This is a genomic window from Bacillus sp. PK6-026 (assembly GCF_054161455.1).
In genome coordinates, this window is the sequence record NZ_CP096418.1 from 1075093 (window position 1) to 1088919 (window position 13827).

The 13827-nt window shown below is 47.4% G+C and carries 14 protein-coding genes; 6 read left to right on the top strand and 8 right to left on the bottom strand.

The genetic code is table 11. The features are described 5' to 3' along the window. Positions 1-79 precede the first annotated feature (79 nt). Positions 80-1834, top strand: a complete 1755-nt coding sequence (locus M1D59_RS05425) for an ABC transporter ATP-binding protein (RefSeq protein WP_101560656.1) — start codon at positions 80-82, stop codon at positions 1832-1834. Beyond that, entirely contained in the window at positions 1831-3849 is a 2019-nt protein-coding gene (locus tag M1D59_RS05430) for an ABC transporter ATP-binding protein (protein ID WP_458117861.1), read from the top strand. The genes M1D59_RS05425 and M1D59_RS05430 overlap by 4 nt, the downstream gene beginning before the upstream one ends. 19 nt (positions 3850-3868) lie before the next feature. Here M1D59_RS05430 and M1D59_RS05435 read toward each other — a convergent pair whose 3' ends face one another. The 3 genes from M1D59_RS05435 to M1D59_RS05445 all read right to left on the bottom strand — a co-directional run bounded on the left by M1D59_RS05435 (position 3869) and on the right by M1D59_RS05445 (position 5033). Next, on the bottom strand, positions 3869-4492 hold the full coding sequence (locus tag M1D59_RS05435) for an NAD(P)-dependent oxidoreductase (RefSeq protein ID WP_391509321.1): 624 nt from the start codon (positions 4490-4492) through the stop codon (positions 3869-3871). Positions 4493-4515: 23 nt separating this feature from the next. Continuing rightward, a complete protein-coding gene (locus M1D59_RS05440; RefSeq protein WP_023856545.1) occupies positions 4516-4659 on the bottom strand; it encodes a hypothetical protein in 144 nt (47 codons plus the stop codon). Positions 4660-4829: 170 nt separating this feature from the next. Further along, positions 4830-5033, bottom strand: coding sequence for an alpha/beta-type small acid-soluble spore protein (locus M1D59_RS05445; RefSeq protein WP_020450770.1), 204 nt, complete (start codon positions 5031-5033; stop codon positions 4830-4832). Positions 5034-5266: 233 nt separating this feature from the next. On the opposite strand from M1D59_RS05445, the gene M1D59_RS05450 reads away from it, so the two are divergent. Then, positions 5267-5491: a hypothetical protein gene (locus M1D59_RS05450; protein ID WP_020450771.1), complete on the top strand. Its 225-nt coding sequence runs from the start codon at positions 5267-5269 to the stop codon at positions 5489-5491. Positions 5492-5541: 50 nt separating this feature from the next. On the opposite strand, the gene M1D59_RS05455 is transcribed toward M1D59_RS05450, so the two are convergent. The 5 genes from M1D59_RS05455 to M1D59_RS05475 all read right to left on the bottom strand — a co-directional run bounded on the left by M1D59_RS05455 (position 5542) and on the right by M1D59_RS05475 (position 10467). Further along, positions 5542-6648 carry an ABC transporter ATP-binding protein gene (locus tag M1D59_RS05455; RefSeq protein WP_023856547.1) on the bottom strand — a complete coding sequence of 369 codons (1107 nt, stop codon included), beginning with the start codon at positions 6646-6648 and terminating at the stop codon, positions 5542-5544. Between the two features lie 115 nt (positions 6649-6763). Beyond that, entirely contained in the window at positions 6764-7645 is an 882-nt protein-coding gene (locus tag M1D59_RS05460) for a helix-turn-helix domain-containing protein (RefSeq protein ID WP_020450773.1), read from the bottom strand. Between the two features lie 18 nt (positions 7646-7663). Then, a complete protein-coding gene (locus M1D59_RS05465) occupies positions 7664-7882 on the bottom strand; it encodes a YheE family protein (protein WP_171866274.1) in 219 nt (72 codons plus the stop codon). Between the two features lie 144 nt (positions 7883-8026). Next, positions 8027-9385, bottom strand: a complete 1359-nt coding sequence (locus M1D59_RS05470; RefSeq protein ID WP_328031182.1) for a YheC/YheD family endospore coat-associated protein — start codon at positions 9383-9385, stop codon at positions 8027-8029. Continuing rightward, positions 9382-10467 carry a YheC/YheD family endospore coat-associated protein gene (locus M1D59_RS05475; protein ID WP_020450775.1) on the bottom strand — a complete coding sequence of 362 codons (1086 nt, stop codon included), beginning with the start codon at positions 10465-10467 and terminating at the stop codon, positions 9382-9384. The genes M1D59_RS05470 and M1D59_RS05475 overlap by 4 nt, the downstream gene beginning before the upstream one ends. A gap of 329 nt (positions 10468-10796) precedes the next feature. On the opposite strand from M1D59_RS05475, the gene M1D59_RS05480 reads away from it, so the two are divergent. The 3 genes from M1D59_RS05480 (at position 10797) to M1D59_RS05490 (ending at position 13714) form a co-directional block, all read left to right on the top strand. Continuing rightward, positions 10797-11927 (top strand): DUF445 domain-containing protein, encoded by a 1131-nt coding sequence (locus tag M1D59_RS05480; protein WP_458117862.1) that lies wholly within the window; start codon positions 10797-10799, stop codon positions 11925-11927. A gap of 122 nt (positions 11928-12049) precedes the next feature. Next, positions 12050-12403, top strand: a complete 354-nt coding sequence (locus tag M1D59_RS05485; RefSeq protein ID WP_016886435.1) for a YlbF family regulator — start codon at positions 12050-12052, stop codon at positions 12401-12403. 447 nt (positions 12404-12850) lie between these two features. Then, a complete protein-coding gene (locus M1D59_RS05490; RefSeq protein WP_458117863.1) occupies positions 12851-13714 on the top strand; it encodes a Cof-type HAD-IIB family hydrolase in 864 nt (287 codons plus the stop codon). Positions 13715-13827 lie beyond the last annotated feature (113 nt).

Sequence of the window (13827 nt, forward strand, 5' to 3'; positions counted from 1 at the left end):
TATGCCGAGTATCAGAAAAAACGAAATCAAAGATTGTAAGGAAAAACTTGAAGGCGGCTAAAAAAGGAGAGGATATTAGATGTTTTCTGTTTTATGGAAGCTGGGCTGGTTTTTTAAAGCCTCTTGGCGGCGCTACACGATAGCAGTCGTCCTATTGATTATTGTAAACGTATTGGAAATGTTTCCGCCGAAGCTGCTTGGCAACGCGATTGACGACATGCAGGCAGGCACTTTTTCAAAGGCCGGCATGCTCGGCTATATCGGTTTATTTCTCGCGCTTGGCGCAGTTGTTTATATCTTGTCCTATTATTGGATGTATCAGCTGTTTGGGGGAGCGAACCTGGTCGAAAAAATCCTCAGATCCAAGCTGATGGGCCATTTGCTGAAAATGACCCCGTCTTTTTACGAGAAAAACCGTACAGGGGATTTGATGGCGAGGGCGACAAATGATTTAAAAGCGATTTCCATGACGGCGGGCTTCGGCATTTTGACCTTGGTCGATTCGACGATGTATATGCTGACGATTCTTTTGACGATGGGTTTTTTGATCAGCTGGAAGCTGACGCTTGCTTCGATCATTCCCCTTCCGCTGATGGCGGCTGCCATCAGCATCTACGGGAAAAAAATTCATGAGCGTTTCACGGAAGCGCAGGATGCGTTTGGCGCTTTAAATGATCGAGTGCTCGAGTCCGTGTCAGGGGTAAGGGTGATCCGGGCCTATGTACAGGAGAAAAATGATGTCAGCCGGTTCAACAGCATGACGGCTGATGTGTACAAGAAAAATATGAAAGTCGCTTTGATCGATTCGCTGTTCGAACCGACGGTGAAGTTTTTGGTCGGGATCAGCTATTTAATCGGTCTTGGCTACGGCGCCTATCTTGTTTTCCGCAGCCAGCTGACATTGGGTGAACTCGTCTCTTTCAACGTGTACCTCGGCATGCTGATCTGGCCGATGTTTGCGATCGGAGAACTGATCAATGTCATGCAGAGGGGAAATGCTTCGCTTGACAGAGTAAATGAAACATTGGCATATGAGCCTGATGTGAGAGAGCCCGCCGAACCTGAAGCAGCGGAACCGGGCGATATTGTGTTTGACGGGGTCGCTTTTACGTACCCGAGCTCCGCGTCGGAAAACCTGGCCGATATTTCATTTACCGTATTAGAAGGACAGACGGTCGGAGTCGTCGGAAAGACGGGAAGCGGCAAAACGACGTTAGTCAAGCAGCTGCTGAGGCAGTACCCGAAAGGAAAAGGAACGATCACCATTTCGGGCGTGCCGATTGACCGCCTGCCGCTTGATCAGCTTCGCAGTTGGATCGGGTATGTGCCTCAGGACCACGTGTTGTTTTCAAAATCGGTGAAAGACAATATTTTGTTCGGCGGACGACTCGCCGAGGAACGCGATTTATACGATGTCATCTCTGCAGCACATCTGAAAAAGGATATTGAGATGCTTTCAGACGGCTTGGAGACAATGGTCGGAGAGAAGGGCGTCGCTTTATCCGGGGGGCAGAAACAAAGGATTTCAATTGCGAGAGCGATGATTGCGGAGCCCCATATTTTGATCTTGGATGATTCGCTGTCCGCCGTCGATGCAAAAACGGAAGCGGCGATTATTGAAAACATCCGCAGCAGGCGGAAAGGCAAAACGACCTTTATTACATCACATCGGATGTCGGCCGTCGAACACGCCGATTTCATTCTCGTCATGGAAAATGGAAGGATCGTTGAAAGAGGGACGCATCAGGAACTGATCGGCCGGAAAGGCTGGTATTTTGAACAATACGAAGCACAGCAGCTTCCTTCGGGAGAAGAAGGGGGGACTGTAGCATGACAACAGGAAAAAGGCTTTTCCAATATGCGCTTCTTTACAAAAAAATTCTCATCTGGGCGCTCGTCATGCTGACGATTGCCGTCACAGCCGAGCTGACGGGACCGATGATCGCCAAAAAGATGATCGACGATCATATTCTTGGAATTGAAAAAACGTGGTATGAAACGACAGAGAAGACGAAATATACCGTTTCCTATAAAGGAAAGGAATATATCAGGGAGGACAGGACAGACTCTTCAGCTGAAAAGCTGCAGGAAGTTCACATCTTTCAAGTCGGCATGAACTACTACTTTGTGGAGGAACCGGTTTCCTTTGACGGAGAGCGGACGGTATCCGGAGAAGAGCTGAGAATGACAAGCGGAGACCGGACGGAAACCTACAAGGCCGATCGCCTGTCTTTGTCAGAAGTGTATGCTTTTTACGAGCCTGAAATAGGAGGGCTGATTTCACTCGTTTCTATTTATTTCGGCCTTCTCGTCTTCTCGATCTTTTTCCATTACGGGCAATTCTACCTCTTGCAGATGAGCGCAAACCGCATCATTCAAAAGATGAGGCAGGATGTATTCGCCAACATTCAAAGGCTACCTATCCGCTATTTTGATAATTTGCCGGCAGGAAAAATCGTTGCAAGGGTGACGAATGATACCGAAGCGATCCGCGACCTGTATGTGACCGTTCTTTCGACGTTTGTCACAAATATCATTTATATGGCCGGAATATTCGCCGCGCTGTTTTTCCTTGATGTCAGGCTGGCCGGCGTCTGTCTGTTGATTTTGCCCCTGATTGTCATTTGGGCGGCCGTTTATCGAAAATTCGCTTCTGGCTACAATCATAAACTCAGGTCAATCAACAGCGAGATTAACGCCAAAATGAATGAATCGATTCAAGGCATGCCGATTATTCAGGCATTCCGGCGCGGACAGGACACAAAAGAAGAATTTGAACAGCTGAACGAGAGCCACTTTCATTACCAAAATAAAATGCTGAAATTGAATTCGCTTATGTCCCACAACTTGGTCAACATTCTCAGAAATGTGATGTTCACCGCTTTAATCTGGTATTTCGGGGGAGCTGCCCTGAACGCGGAAGGAATGATTTCAATCGGCGTCCTTTATGCATTCGTTGATTACTTGAATCGTTTATTTCAGCCGATTACGGGCATTGTCAACCAGTTTGCCAAGCTTGAATTGGCTCGCGTATCATCGGAGCGGGTTTTCCGCCTGCTGGATGAGCCAGGCGTCGACGTCAAAGATCCGGGCAGCGAAAGAGCGCGGGGGCGAGTCGTATTTGAAGATGTATCTTTTCGCTATCATGACGGCGAAGATGTGCTGAAAAACATCTCATTTGAAGCGAAGCAAGGGGAGACCGTTGCATTGGTCGGCCATACAGGCTCAGGAAAAAGCTCCATTTTAAATGTACTTTTCCGCTTTTACGATATTGAAAAGGGCGATGTCAAAATCGACGGCAGAAGCATATACGATATGTCAAGGCAGGAAATCAGAAAGCAGATGGGCATCGTTCTCCAGGATCCTTACTTATTTTCCGGCACGATTGCTTCAAATGTCAGCCTTGACAATGCTGATTTGACCAGAGATCAAATAGAAGCCGCCTTGAAACAGGTTGGGGCACTTGAAATGCTCGCCCGCCTGCCGAAAGGTCTTGACGAGCCGGTCATCGAAAAAGGAAGCACCCTTTCGTCAGGGGAAAGACAGCTGATCTCGTTTGCGCGTGCGCTGGCATATGATCCGGCTATTCTTATTTTAGACGAGGCAACGGCCCATATCGATACGGAAACAGAAGCGGTCATTCAAAAAGCGCTTGATGTTGTTAAACAAGGGCGCACGACCTTTATCATCGCCCACAGGCTGTCAACGATCAAAAACGCCGACCAGATTCTCGTTCTTGAAAAAGGCCGGATTATCGAAAGGGGAAATCATGAAGAGTTGATGAAGCAAAAAGGACAATACTATCAAATGTATGAACTGCAAAAGGGAAAAGGAACCCTGACAGGGTAAGCCGGATCTTCACCCGGCTTTAATAAGCAAGCCCCACCCTTGCCTTGACAAACTGGTCTGATTCAAGCTGTTTGAAAAGAAAATGGGCGGTGTCGCCGGTCGATATTTCTTTTCCGCCGTCCGGCAGAACATCCTGTTCAAAACGGTATGTCTTCAATGCAGGCCCGTCGGGGAGATATGTCGGGCAGACGATCGTCCAATCCAATTCAGACTCGCGGAGACGTTCGTACACACGGGCATGTTCTTGCGCTGCGCGCGCCGAGCGCCGTTTTGATTCGTTTGTTTCAAAGCGGTAAAGGTCCGGGTTCTGCCTCGCGTTTAAAATACCGGCCGTTCCGATGGTAATCAGCCGTTTAATCCGATGTGCGTTCATGGCATTTATCATATGTTCGATGGAGACGGTCAATGTATCGTCTCCATTTGTGTTTAAACAGCTGACAACGATATCCGAATCTTTTATTAAAGACTCGACGTCATGCTGGTTCCTGGCGTTCCCTGTAAGCGCTTGGCAGCATTTATCCGGAATGCGGGCGCCTTCCGTCCTCCTAACAAGTGCGTAAACGGAATAACGCCCATCCTCTTCAACAAAATTGAGAAAGGCCTGTCCGACACGGCCTGTACCTCCAAAAAGCGCAATTTTCAACATAATCACTCCCATCGGATCTATCATACGTCAGATCGTCCGGAAGAAAAAGCCCCGCGAAAGCAAAAAGTTCCATGATAAGGGTGGACATTTGAGACATACTCATTCAATAGAGAAATCCCGACAAATTGAATCAATTCCCAATTGATGCTCAACATCAGCTGCATGCCGACTCCTCCTTTATATCAGCATATGAAAAAAGGAGAAGCGGGTGCGGGCTTTCATAAGATATGCCAGAGGTGCGGGCCGCCGCCCCGGCAATGAATGTGAAAGTTTGTCGACACGCTAAAGAAGGTGCAGGATATGCACCTTCTGTTATCCATGAATATGAAGTTGTTTAAAATTGTTGACCGCCCATAGATGCTTGAGCTTGGGAAACTAAACGTTTTGTAATTTCTCCGCCGACAGAACCGTTTGCACGGGAAGTCGTGTCAGCGCCGAGGTTTACGCCGAATTCAGAAGCAATTTCGAATTTCATTTGTTCGATCGCTTGAGCTGCTCCTGGGACAACCAGTTGATTTGAAGAATTTTGATTAGCCATTTGTATCAAACTCCTTTATAAAAATGGTATGGTTGGGCTGACTGGAGTTGCACCAGCTGCCGGCTTTCACCAAAAGAAAACCGCTGCCTTCTCGGCTAAAGCCCAATGTTGGTTTGTACTACGTATTATGGTGGATTCGATAAAATAAATGCGTGCTTCAATCTGGTAAATGTTGAAAGGCGAAAAGGCCGGGAATGGGGCAAGCTAAGGAAAAAAGCAGGAGGATGAAGCAGATGATGTGTCCAGTGTGCAATGGGATTCTCGTCCAGACAAGGCATTGTCCGAAGTGCGGCGGGGAAATGGCGGACGCGGGGAGAGCAACCGATTTTTTCGGTCCGTACAGTCCGTATATGGAGTTTGATTCATTTAAACAAACGCAAACCGTATGCGTTCATTTATATACTTGCCAGGACTGTACTTATGAAGAAACCGTTGAAATTGAAACGACCGAAGCATAGCAGCACGGAGGGCCGCAGCATGCTTCGGTCATGGAGAGTGTTTAAATCCACTATTCTTCAGAACGGATGCGAAGCTCCGTTTCTTTATCAAAGAAGTGGGCTTTATTCATGTCAAGCGCAAGAGGGAGCGTATCGCCGGCCTGGACGTCGGTTCTTGAATCGACTCTGGCGATGAACGGCTGCGTGCCGGCTTGCGAATAAAGCATCGTTTCGGCGCCCATCAGCTCAGCTACCTCAATTTTCGCATCGATTTTTGAGTCTTTTGACGCTTCAATGAAAACAGGCTCGTCATGGATATCCTCAGGTCTGATTCCCATGATGATTTCCTTGCCGGCATAGCCCTGGCTGCGCAGAACTTTCATTTTTCCTTCCGGCACGCGAACCGAAACGCCGTCAAATGTAAACAAGTCTTCTTTTAGAGTGCCGGTGAAAAAGTTCATTGCGGGAGAACCGATAAAGCCGCCGACAAACACGTTTTCCGGATTTTCATAGACTTCCTTCGGCGCGCCGACCTGCTGGATGATTCCGTCTTTCATGACGACGAGCCGCGTAGCCATCGTCATCGCTTCAGTCTGATCGTGGGTGACATAGATGGTCGTCGTCTGCAGGCGCTGATGAAGCTTTGTGATTTCGGCGCGCATTTGTACGCGCAATTTGGCATCAAGGTTTGATAACGGTTCATCCATCAGAAACACCTTTGCGTCCCGAACGATTGCCCGGCCTAAGGCAACGCGCTGGCGCTGTCCGCCGGAAAGCGCTTTTGGCTTTCTGTCCAAATATTGTTCAAGGCCCAGAATTTTGGCCGCTTCATGGACGCGCCGTTTGATTTCATCCTTCGGAAACTTCCTCAGCTTTAAGCCGAAAGCCATATTGTCATAGACGTTCATGTGCGGATAAAGGGCATAGTTTTGGAATACCATCGCAATGTCGCGGTCCTTGGGAGCGACATCATTCATCCGTTTCCCGTCGATTGTGAATTCGCCATCCGTAATTTCCTCAAGTCCTGCGATCATTCTGAGCGTTGTCGACTTGCCGCAGCCTGACGGTCCGACAAAGACGATAAATTCCTTATCATCGATATGAAGATTAAAATTATCCACAGCCGTGACTTTGTTGTCATACACTTTGTATATCCGATCGAGCACGAGTTCCGCCATTTTTTCTCCCCCTCTTTTATGTAAGCGCTTTATCTGGTCTTAGTTTATAAAAAACGGCAGGTCGGTGTAAATGGACATGGTGCACAATTTCTTTTCGTGCAAGTTGCTAAAGCCGCTAAAGGAGATACATCATCAAATAAACAGCGGCTGCTTCTTCAAACTGTCTGATGTCAATCCCGGTCCGTTCGATGAATTTATCAATTCTGTACTGCAGGCTGTTTCGGTGGATAAACAAACGTTTTGCTGTAAGAGAGGCATTCAGGTTGCATCTCATATACGTTTTGATGGTCAGGGATGTCTCGGGATCAGACAGCGCCTCTCTTACGGCGTCCGAAAACGAAGAAGCATGAACCCGCTCGGGTTTTGCCGTCAAAAAAGACGGGAGACACTGGCAAAACGTGGCGACGTTTCCGATGTCACCCGCTTCCAGCATATAATGAAACATTTGTTTTTCAAAGCGGATTTTGCCTTGAAGCGATCCGTTGACTGGATGAAGCTGGCCGCTGAAAAACACAGGGTTTGCCATGAAATCGCTTGTCAGTGCATGCGCAAGCTCGGACAGCTCTTTTTTGGCGAGAAACGGCGAAGGATTTTCGTGGACGATGACAGCTTCGTGCCGGTCGTACCATACCACAAGCGGGTCTTTAAAAAAGCCGCTGACCGCTTCTTTGATCGCCTGTCTTTCTTCAGGTACATGCTCCATTTTAAAAAAATGTCCTTGCATCAGCTGAATGTTCCCCGGGTTTGGAAGGGGGGCATTGCGAAAAAAATATTGATGCCATTCTTTCTCCCGCTTTGTCAGCTGCTGTTCGGGACGCGGTTCTGAGAAAGGCCGGAACAGGCAATGGAGCAGCTCTTTTTCCCGGTCGGTGACCGCGTTTTTCAGCACGCCGAAGGTCTCGCCTTCGTCCGTTTGAAACCATAATGCATCGTGTTTTGAAACAGCCTCAGATACAATCATCCGTTCACCGTAAAGCGTCTTTAATTTCTCCAGCATACGACAACGTCCTTTTCTTTATTCGTAAATATGGAAGAGCATTAATTCATGAATTTCGCTTTTCAGGGAAGGCTCGTCATCGTGCGGGGGATAGGTGCTGCCCCACTCGATTTCCCCTGATTTATGATAGATTCCTTCATAGTGAATCCCTTTATGATAAAACGATATTTTCCAGCCGGGAAGCCTTTCTTTTTTAAACAGCGGCTTCCATTGAAAATGAGAAATCATAAACGCCACGCTCCTTCATTGATTTCAGGTGGGTCAAATCCAGCGAGCTGTCTACACGTTGATTTGTTATCATTGTATCTCATTCACAGAAAAGATCATAGATTCTTTTCAAGTGGAGCTTTTTCAAAAAAATACCGTGAAGAAGCAGGTTCTTCACGGCTTGAGGTCATGCCACATGTCCTCCGGATTAAGGATGGACTGTTCAGTTAAATAAGAAGCATATTCGAAGCTTCTTTTCTTCGTTAAGCTGCTGACAGATGCCAGACGGGGATGGGAGAAGATCCCCCTGCCGGGCCGGGAATTGGCTTCAAACAGCCACACCTTTCCCGAACGGTCCAATCCGAGGTCAAAGCCGATTTCCCCGATGAAACCGTCAAGCTTTTCGTCAAGGACCCGGCTGAGGAGGAGCGCCGCTTTTGTCAGTTTTTGCAGAGTGCGAAGCCTTTCCTGAGGATCATCATATAGCTCTGCAAGCGTTTTGACGGCACCGCCGCTCGACATGTGGGTTGTAATTCCGTCTTTTCCAGCGATTTTGACCGCGATGGCTGTGACGGTCCATTGGCCTTTTCCGTTTTTGTTTGTATGAACCCTGAAGTCTGCCGGATGATGATCCACTTCGATCCGTTCGATGCCCTGCTGGGCGAGATAAGAAGTATGTTTGTGCAGTCTCTGCCATTCATCTAAACATTCAGCAGCGGACGAATAAGATGTGACGCCTTCGGCATGTCTGGCGAGAATTCCGTTTTCTTCCCGTTTTGAAAGCTGGAGTATGCCTTTGCCCAAACTGCCGCCGGCGGGCTTTACATAAATGAAGCCGTATTGACCGATCATGTCTTCGATTTTACCGGCATCGGGCTCGAATGCCGAAAATGGAAGCAATTCCGCTGTCCTCTCGTCTTGCTGCAGACATTTATAGATCTCCCATTTGTTAAAGAAGCCCGGGTTGAACCACGGAATCCGGTATTCATCCATAAGGCGGGTTTTTGTTTCCCGCAGAGCGGCGGATTCTTCCGCTTTGCGGTTCGGCAGTCTGTCGTAAACGACGTTGGGAAGGGGGACTGTGGCCTCCTCCCAGCCGTTTTCCCTGAAAATGAGAGCCTGCACTGTACCTTCTTCCCAATCTATCTGGTGCGCTCCGAACAGATAGCTGTAGCCTCCTGCCGGGAGATCCATCGTCAAAAGCTTCGAAAAAAATAAAGACCTCCCTCTGACAGGGTCCAGCTGCGATTTTGTAAAACCGGCCGTGAAAATCCCGATTAAAGGTCCGATATAGACGGTATTGTCGCGGAAAATCAGGGAGGCTTTGCCGCGGTACGGAATCCGCAGGTTTTTGTACAGATTTTCAGATAATAAAACGGTGCGCTTCAAATGGCTGTCAAATGAGACGTGGCAACGTTCAACACTTGTACCGAAAGCCGCGAATAGCAAACCGTCCTGTTTAAAAGAAGCGGGCAGGAGCATCGTGTTTTCGCTCGTCTGGTGGATGCCGACGGTCAGCGGTTGACCGGTCATCTTTTCTCAGCCCCTTTCGCGCCGGCTGAAGCCGTTAAGAATGAGCAGTACTCCAAAGGACCTTTATACAAAAGCTCCCTTTTTTCAGGAGAGTGCTTAATAAAAGCGTGCTTTCCGGGCTTTGAATTGACATCCAGAAGCCAGACTTTTCCGTCTTTCGTCAGGCAGATATCAAGGCCGAGCTCGAATAATGGTCCGTGATTTGATTCAAGCACCAGGGGTACGGCCTGCGCCATTGTCTCTAAATCATCGAGAAGGACGGCCTGGCGCTTTTTCGGCACTGATAAAAGCCAGCTGTCAAAGCTCACCGCCTCTGAGCCCCCGGCCAGGTTTGCAAGCAGTCCGTGCTGATAGCTCCGCCTTACCGTTTTGCCGGCTGTTTCCCATTCTCCACTGCCGTTTTTCTGAAGCAGCAGCCTGATATCGCACGGAAAACCGTCTTTGTCTTGAATATCGAGGAACGATTGCAGCAAATAGCGGTGCTGAAGAACTTTCTGACACCACGTTTCAAATGAAGCCTGTTTCGAAAATGACTTCAGCTGTTTGTGTTTTCCGGTTTGGTAGGCGGCCTTGACCGTTTTTCCCGTAAGCTCGAGGTGAATGATGCCGCGGCCTCCTGATCCGGATGCAGGCTTCAAGATGCACGCTTTTTCTTTTGCAAGCTTGCGCAGGATATCCTGGGCGTTTTCTGCAATCGATGTGGCAGGAAGGTAGGACTTGATGACGGGATCGGCATTCAATGCTTTGAAAACCGTCCATTTGTCAGGAAGTCCGAGTCCTAAAAATGTTGTTTTAGGATACTTTTTGAGCCATTCGACAATCGGTTTTGCTTTTTTCGATTGCTGATCTCTGCCGTAAAAGCAGCGGTCATAGATCAATTCCGGGATTTCTCTTTCAATTTCATTCCACTGTCCTGACTTCGGGTGAAAGGAGAGCCCTTTCACAAGCAGGGAACCGGGGGAAATATCCAGGGGCGTGAAACGGATAAACCGGATTCCATAGTCCGAAGCCATTTTGGCCAGTTCTTCGGCATAGGCTTTTTCATGTTCGTGCGACAGCGACATAAATCCAAGCGTCATCATGATTATACCTCCTTCATGAAAAACAAGGCTTAACAGGCTGAGACTGTCAAACTTCGGGCAAACTTTAATATATAGACTTCTGTTTCATGATACGCTTGAGATTGCAGAAATAGGCTTTTGTAAATTGGAAATGATTAAAAATTTTAGAGCGCCCTTCATACAATTGCCATCTGACCCATTGTATTTTGAAGCGGCTTGCTCCATTCCGTTATTTGCCCGTCTTTTATTCAGCTACTATAATAACGTTAGGCAAGACGGTGAGGATCGACCATAAGGCCCACGCTGTGCAGCTAAGATGTCAGGTAAAAAGGAAGGCAGTTGAAAAGAACATGTATGTATTTGGGGTTTTTGCCGTTATGATTGCAGTCGGTGCACTTATCGGCGCTGTAACGAACCATTTTGCGATTAAAATGCTTTTTCGCCCATATAAAGCGGTCTACATATTTGGAAAGAGGGTTCCTTTTACACCCGGATTAATTCCGAAAAGGCGCGATGAATTGGCGAGACAGATGGGACAGATGGTCACAGGCCATCTGCTGACAACAGAAGGGATCAAAAAAAGGCTTGCATCCGATGCGGTTAAAAGCCAGGCGGTGCAGGTTGGGGAGCGGATCTTGGCGCACCTCTCGCAATCAACGGCCACCGTTGAAGAAGCATTGGAAAGCATCGGAATTTCAAATCCCGCCCAAAAAGCGGATCGGGCGGTATCCAGATGGACGGATGAGAAGCTGTCCGCATTGTTAGAGGCACATGAAAATGAACCGCTCAAAGAGCTTATCCCTCTTGAGGCCCAGAAAAAGCTGAAAGAGAAAATTCCGATGGTGTCCGGCTATATTTTAAGCCGGACTGTCACCTACTTTGAAAGCGGCGAAGGAAAGGAACGCCTCGGACATATGATTGACGATTTTTTGAAAGAACGGGGCATGCTCGGCAGCATGGTGCAGATGTTTTTAGGCAACAGCAGTCTGGTTGACCGCGTTCAGCCGGAGATTGTGAAGTTTTTAAAGAACGGCGAGACCGCGCGTCTTTTAACGGATCTGCTTGAAAACGAATGGGACAAGCTGAAAGAATATACGTTCAAGGAAGCGGATGACAAATGGAATCTCAAATCTCTCATTTTCGATTTGAAGGAAAAGCTTTTGAAACGATTCTCGTTTCAGCCGTTTTTCGAAAAAACGATTGGCTCCTCTATTGCCAGTGTTGAGCGGGAGATCGCTTTGCGCCTGCCGCAGATTGCCGACCGGCTTCTCGAAGAGGCGGGCCGCCGCCTGGATCAAGTGCTCAAGCAGCTGGAGCTCGAGCAAATCGTCAAGGAACAGGTGGACAACTTCCCTGTTGAACGTCTTGAAGAAATGGTGCTGTCCATTTCCAAGCGGGAGTTCAAAATGATCACGTATTTAGGCGGTCTGCTTGGCGGAATTATCGGAGCCGTGCAAGCCATCTTTGTAATTTTGATCTGAGGCTGAAGACGGCCTGTTCAAACGGAATTATCGTATAACTGTGAAAAACGCTCCATAGTTTGTTATAGTGGAGTGGTGCCGATTCCATAAGAAGAATACAGGCAGGAAAGGAGCGGATTAGGATGACGGTCAATTTACATGACTCGGCTTATGACTTGGGGCAAGCCTTGCGACAAAGCGATGAATATTCCCGATTGAAAAATCTTTATGATGAGGTGAATGGCGACCCATCTGCTAAAAAGATGTTTGATAACTTTCGCGATATTCAAATGAACCTTCAGCAAAAACAGATGAACGGCGAAGACATCACACAGGAAGAAGTCGAACAAGCGCAAAAATCCGTGGCGCTCGTCCAGCAGCATGATAAAATCTCGCAGCTGATGGAAGCGGAACAGCGGATGAGCATGCTGATTGCTGAATTAAACAAAATCATCATGAAGCCTTTGGAAGAGCTTTACGGAAACCCAGAGAGCTGATACAAAATCCCCCCTTGTCAAGGCAAGAGGGGATTTTTTCACTAAGTGAACAAATAACGTTCATAAAGATTTAAAAAAAGACTTGTCAATTCATGAAATAGTTGCGATAATATTAAATGTAAGTGCTTTCATTTTTTTGCCGGGATACGATCATGAAAAACGGACTGGCGGCAAAATGATAAGGGGTATAGAGGAAATTAACAGACTGAAAGCACGTCTGCTGGTCAAATAAAGGGGTTATCAATATACGGTGAATTGAACGAAAGGGGCGTTGAATTCACTGTTTTGAATATGAGGGAGAATCATGATCGTATCCACAAGATGCGAAGTAAAAAGTCTGTGAAAACAGGCTTTTTTAGTATGTGCATCAAGAGGGCTGTTCTAAAAAAAGAGATCGGGACATATCCTCTATAACAGATTCAGTCATCAAAGAAGGGGGACCTCCTGGTGTCAAAACAAATGCTTGCGCTGAATATAGACGGAACGCTGCTTCGGACAAACGGACGGCTTCATCCCGCAACGAAGGAAGCGATCGAATATGCAAAGAAGAAAGGTGTATATGTTACGCTTGTGACGAACAGACATTTTCGCTCCGCTCAAAAAATCGCCAAATCTTTAAAGCTGGATACGAAGCTGATTACGCACAGCGGAGCCATCATAGCGGACAAAATCGACGATCCTTTATTAGAAAAAAGGATTTCCGAAGAACAGACATTTAACCTTGTTCAAATACTGGAAAGCTATGATTGCAATATCAGAATCCTCCATGAAAAATATTCGATTGGAAACCGGAAAAAAACGAATTCAAACCTGCTGGGGAAAACGATGATTCACCCGTCTGACCCGATTTTTTATCCCGTCCAGTTTGTCGATTCGCTGAGCGACATGCTGATGGATGAACCGGTCAGCGCACCGGTGATCGAGGTTTATTGCTCAACAGGACAGTCCGAAGAAATCAGGCAGACGATCACAAATGCATTTCCTCTCGTCGACATCATTGGAGCGGGGGAAAAAATGCTGATTGTCCATAAAGGGGTTTCCAAAGAAGCAGGCTTGACGATGCTCGCCACCGACCTCGGTCTAAAAATGGAAGATGTCGTTGCGATCGGCCATGAAATCGACGACCTCCCGATGATCGAGCTTGCCGGACTCGGAGTCGCAATGGGCAATGCTCCTCAGAAAGTCAAACAAAAAGCGGATTGGGTGACGCGCTCCAATGATGAACAGGGCGTCGCTTATATGATTAAAGAATACTTCAGAATGCAGCAAAGCAAAGGGTTTCTTAAAAAATTCCATATTAAAAAAGTCTGATTCTGATAGAATCCCCGCTTTCAACTCGAATGCGGGGATTATTCATTCATCGCTGCCACGTAGGAATGTTTGTTTCCCGGATTGATTTTGGCCATTTATTTTTGTACACTAAA

Excerpts from the sequence above, each read along its gene's own strand:
- M1D59_RS05455 (WP_023856547.1), bottom strand. The coding sequence starts at position 6,648 with ATGGCGGAACTCGTGCTCGATCGGATATACAAAGTGTATGACAACAAA.
- M1D59_RS05425 (WP_101560656.1), top strand. The coding sequence starts at position 80 with ATGTTTTCTGTTTTATGGAAGCTGGGCTGGTTTTTTAAAGCCTCTTGG.
- M1D59_RS05460 (WP_020450773.1), bottom strand. The coding sequence starts at position 7,645 with ATGCTGGAGAAATTAAAGACGCTTTACGGTGAACGGATGATTGTATCT.
- M1D59_RS05485 (WP_016886435.1), top strand. The coding sequence starts at position 12,050 with ATGACGGTCAATTTACATGACTCGGCTTATGACTTGGGGCAAGCCTTG.
- M1D59_RS05440 (WP_023856545.1), bottom strand. The coding sequence starts at position 4,659 with ATGCAGCTGATGTTGAGCATCAATTGGGAATTGATTCAATTTGTCGGG.
- M1D59_RS05470 (WP_328031182.1), bottom strand. The coding sequence starts at position 9,385 with ATGACCGGTCAACCGCTGACCGTCGGCATCCACCAGACGAGCGAAAAC.
- M1D59_RS05445 (WP_020450770.1), bottom strand. The coding sequence starts at position 5,033 with ATGGCTAATCAAAATTCTTCAAATCAACTGGTTGTCCCAGGAGCAGCT.
- M1D59_RS05480 (WP_458117862.1), top strand. The coding sequence starts at position 10,797 with ATGTATGTATTTGGGGTTTTTGCCGTTATGATTGCAGTCGGTGCACTT.
- M1D59_RS05475 (WP_020450775.1), bottom strand. The coding sequence starts at position 10,467 with ATGATGACGCTTGGATTTATGTCGCTGTCGCACGAACATGAAAAAGCC.
- M1D59_RS05430 (WP_458117861.1), top strand. The coding sequence starts at position 1,831 with ATGACAACAGGAAAAAGGCTTTTCCAATATGCGCTTCTTTACAAAAAA.
- M1D59_RS05450 (WP_020450771.1), top strand. The coding sequence starts at position 5,267 with ATGATGTGTCCAGTGTGCAATGGGATTCTCGTCCAGACAAGGCATTGT.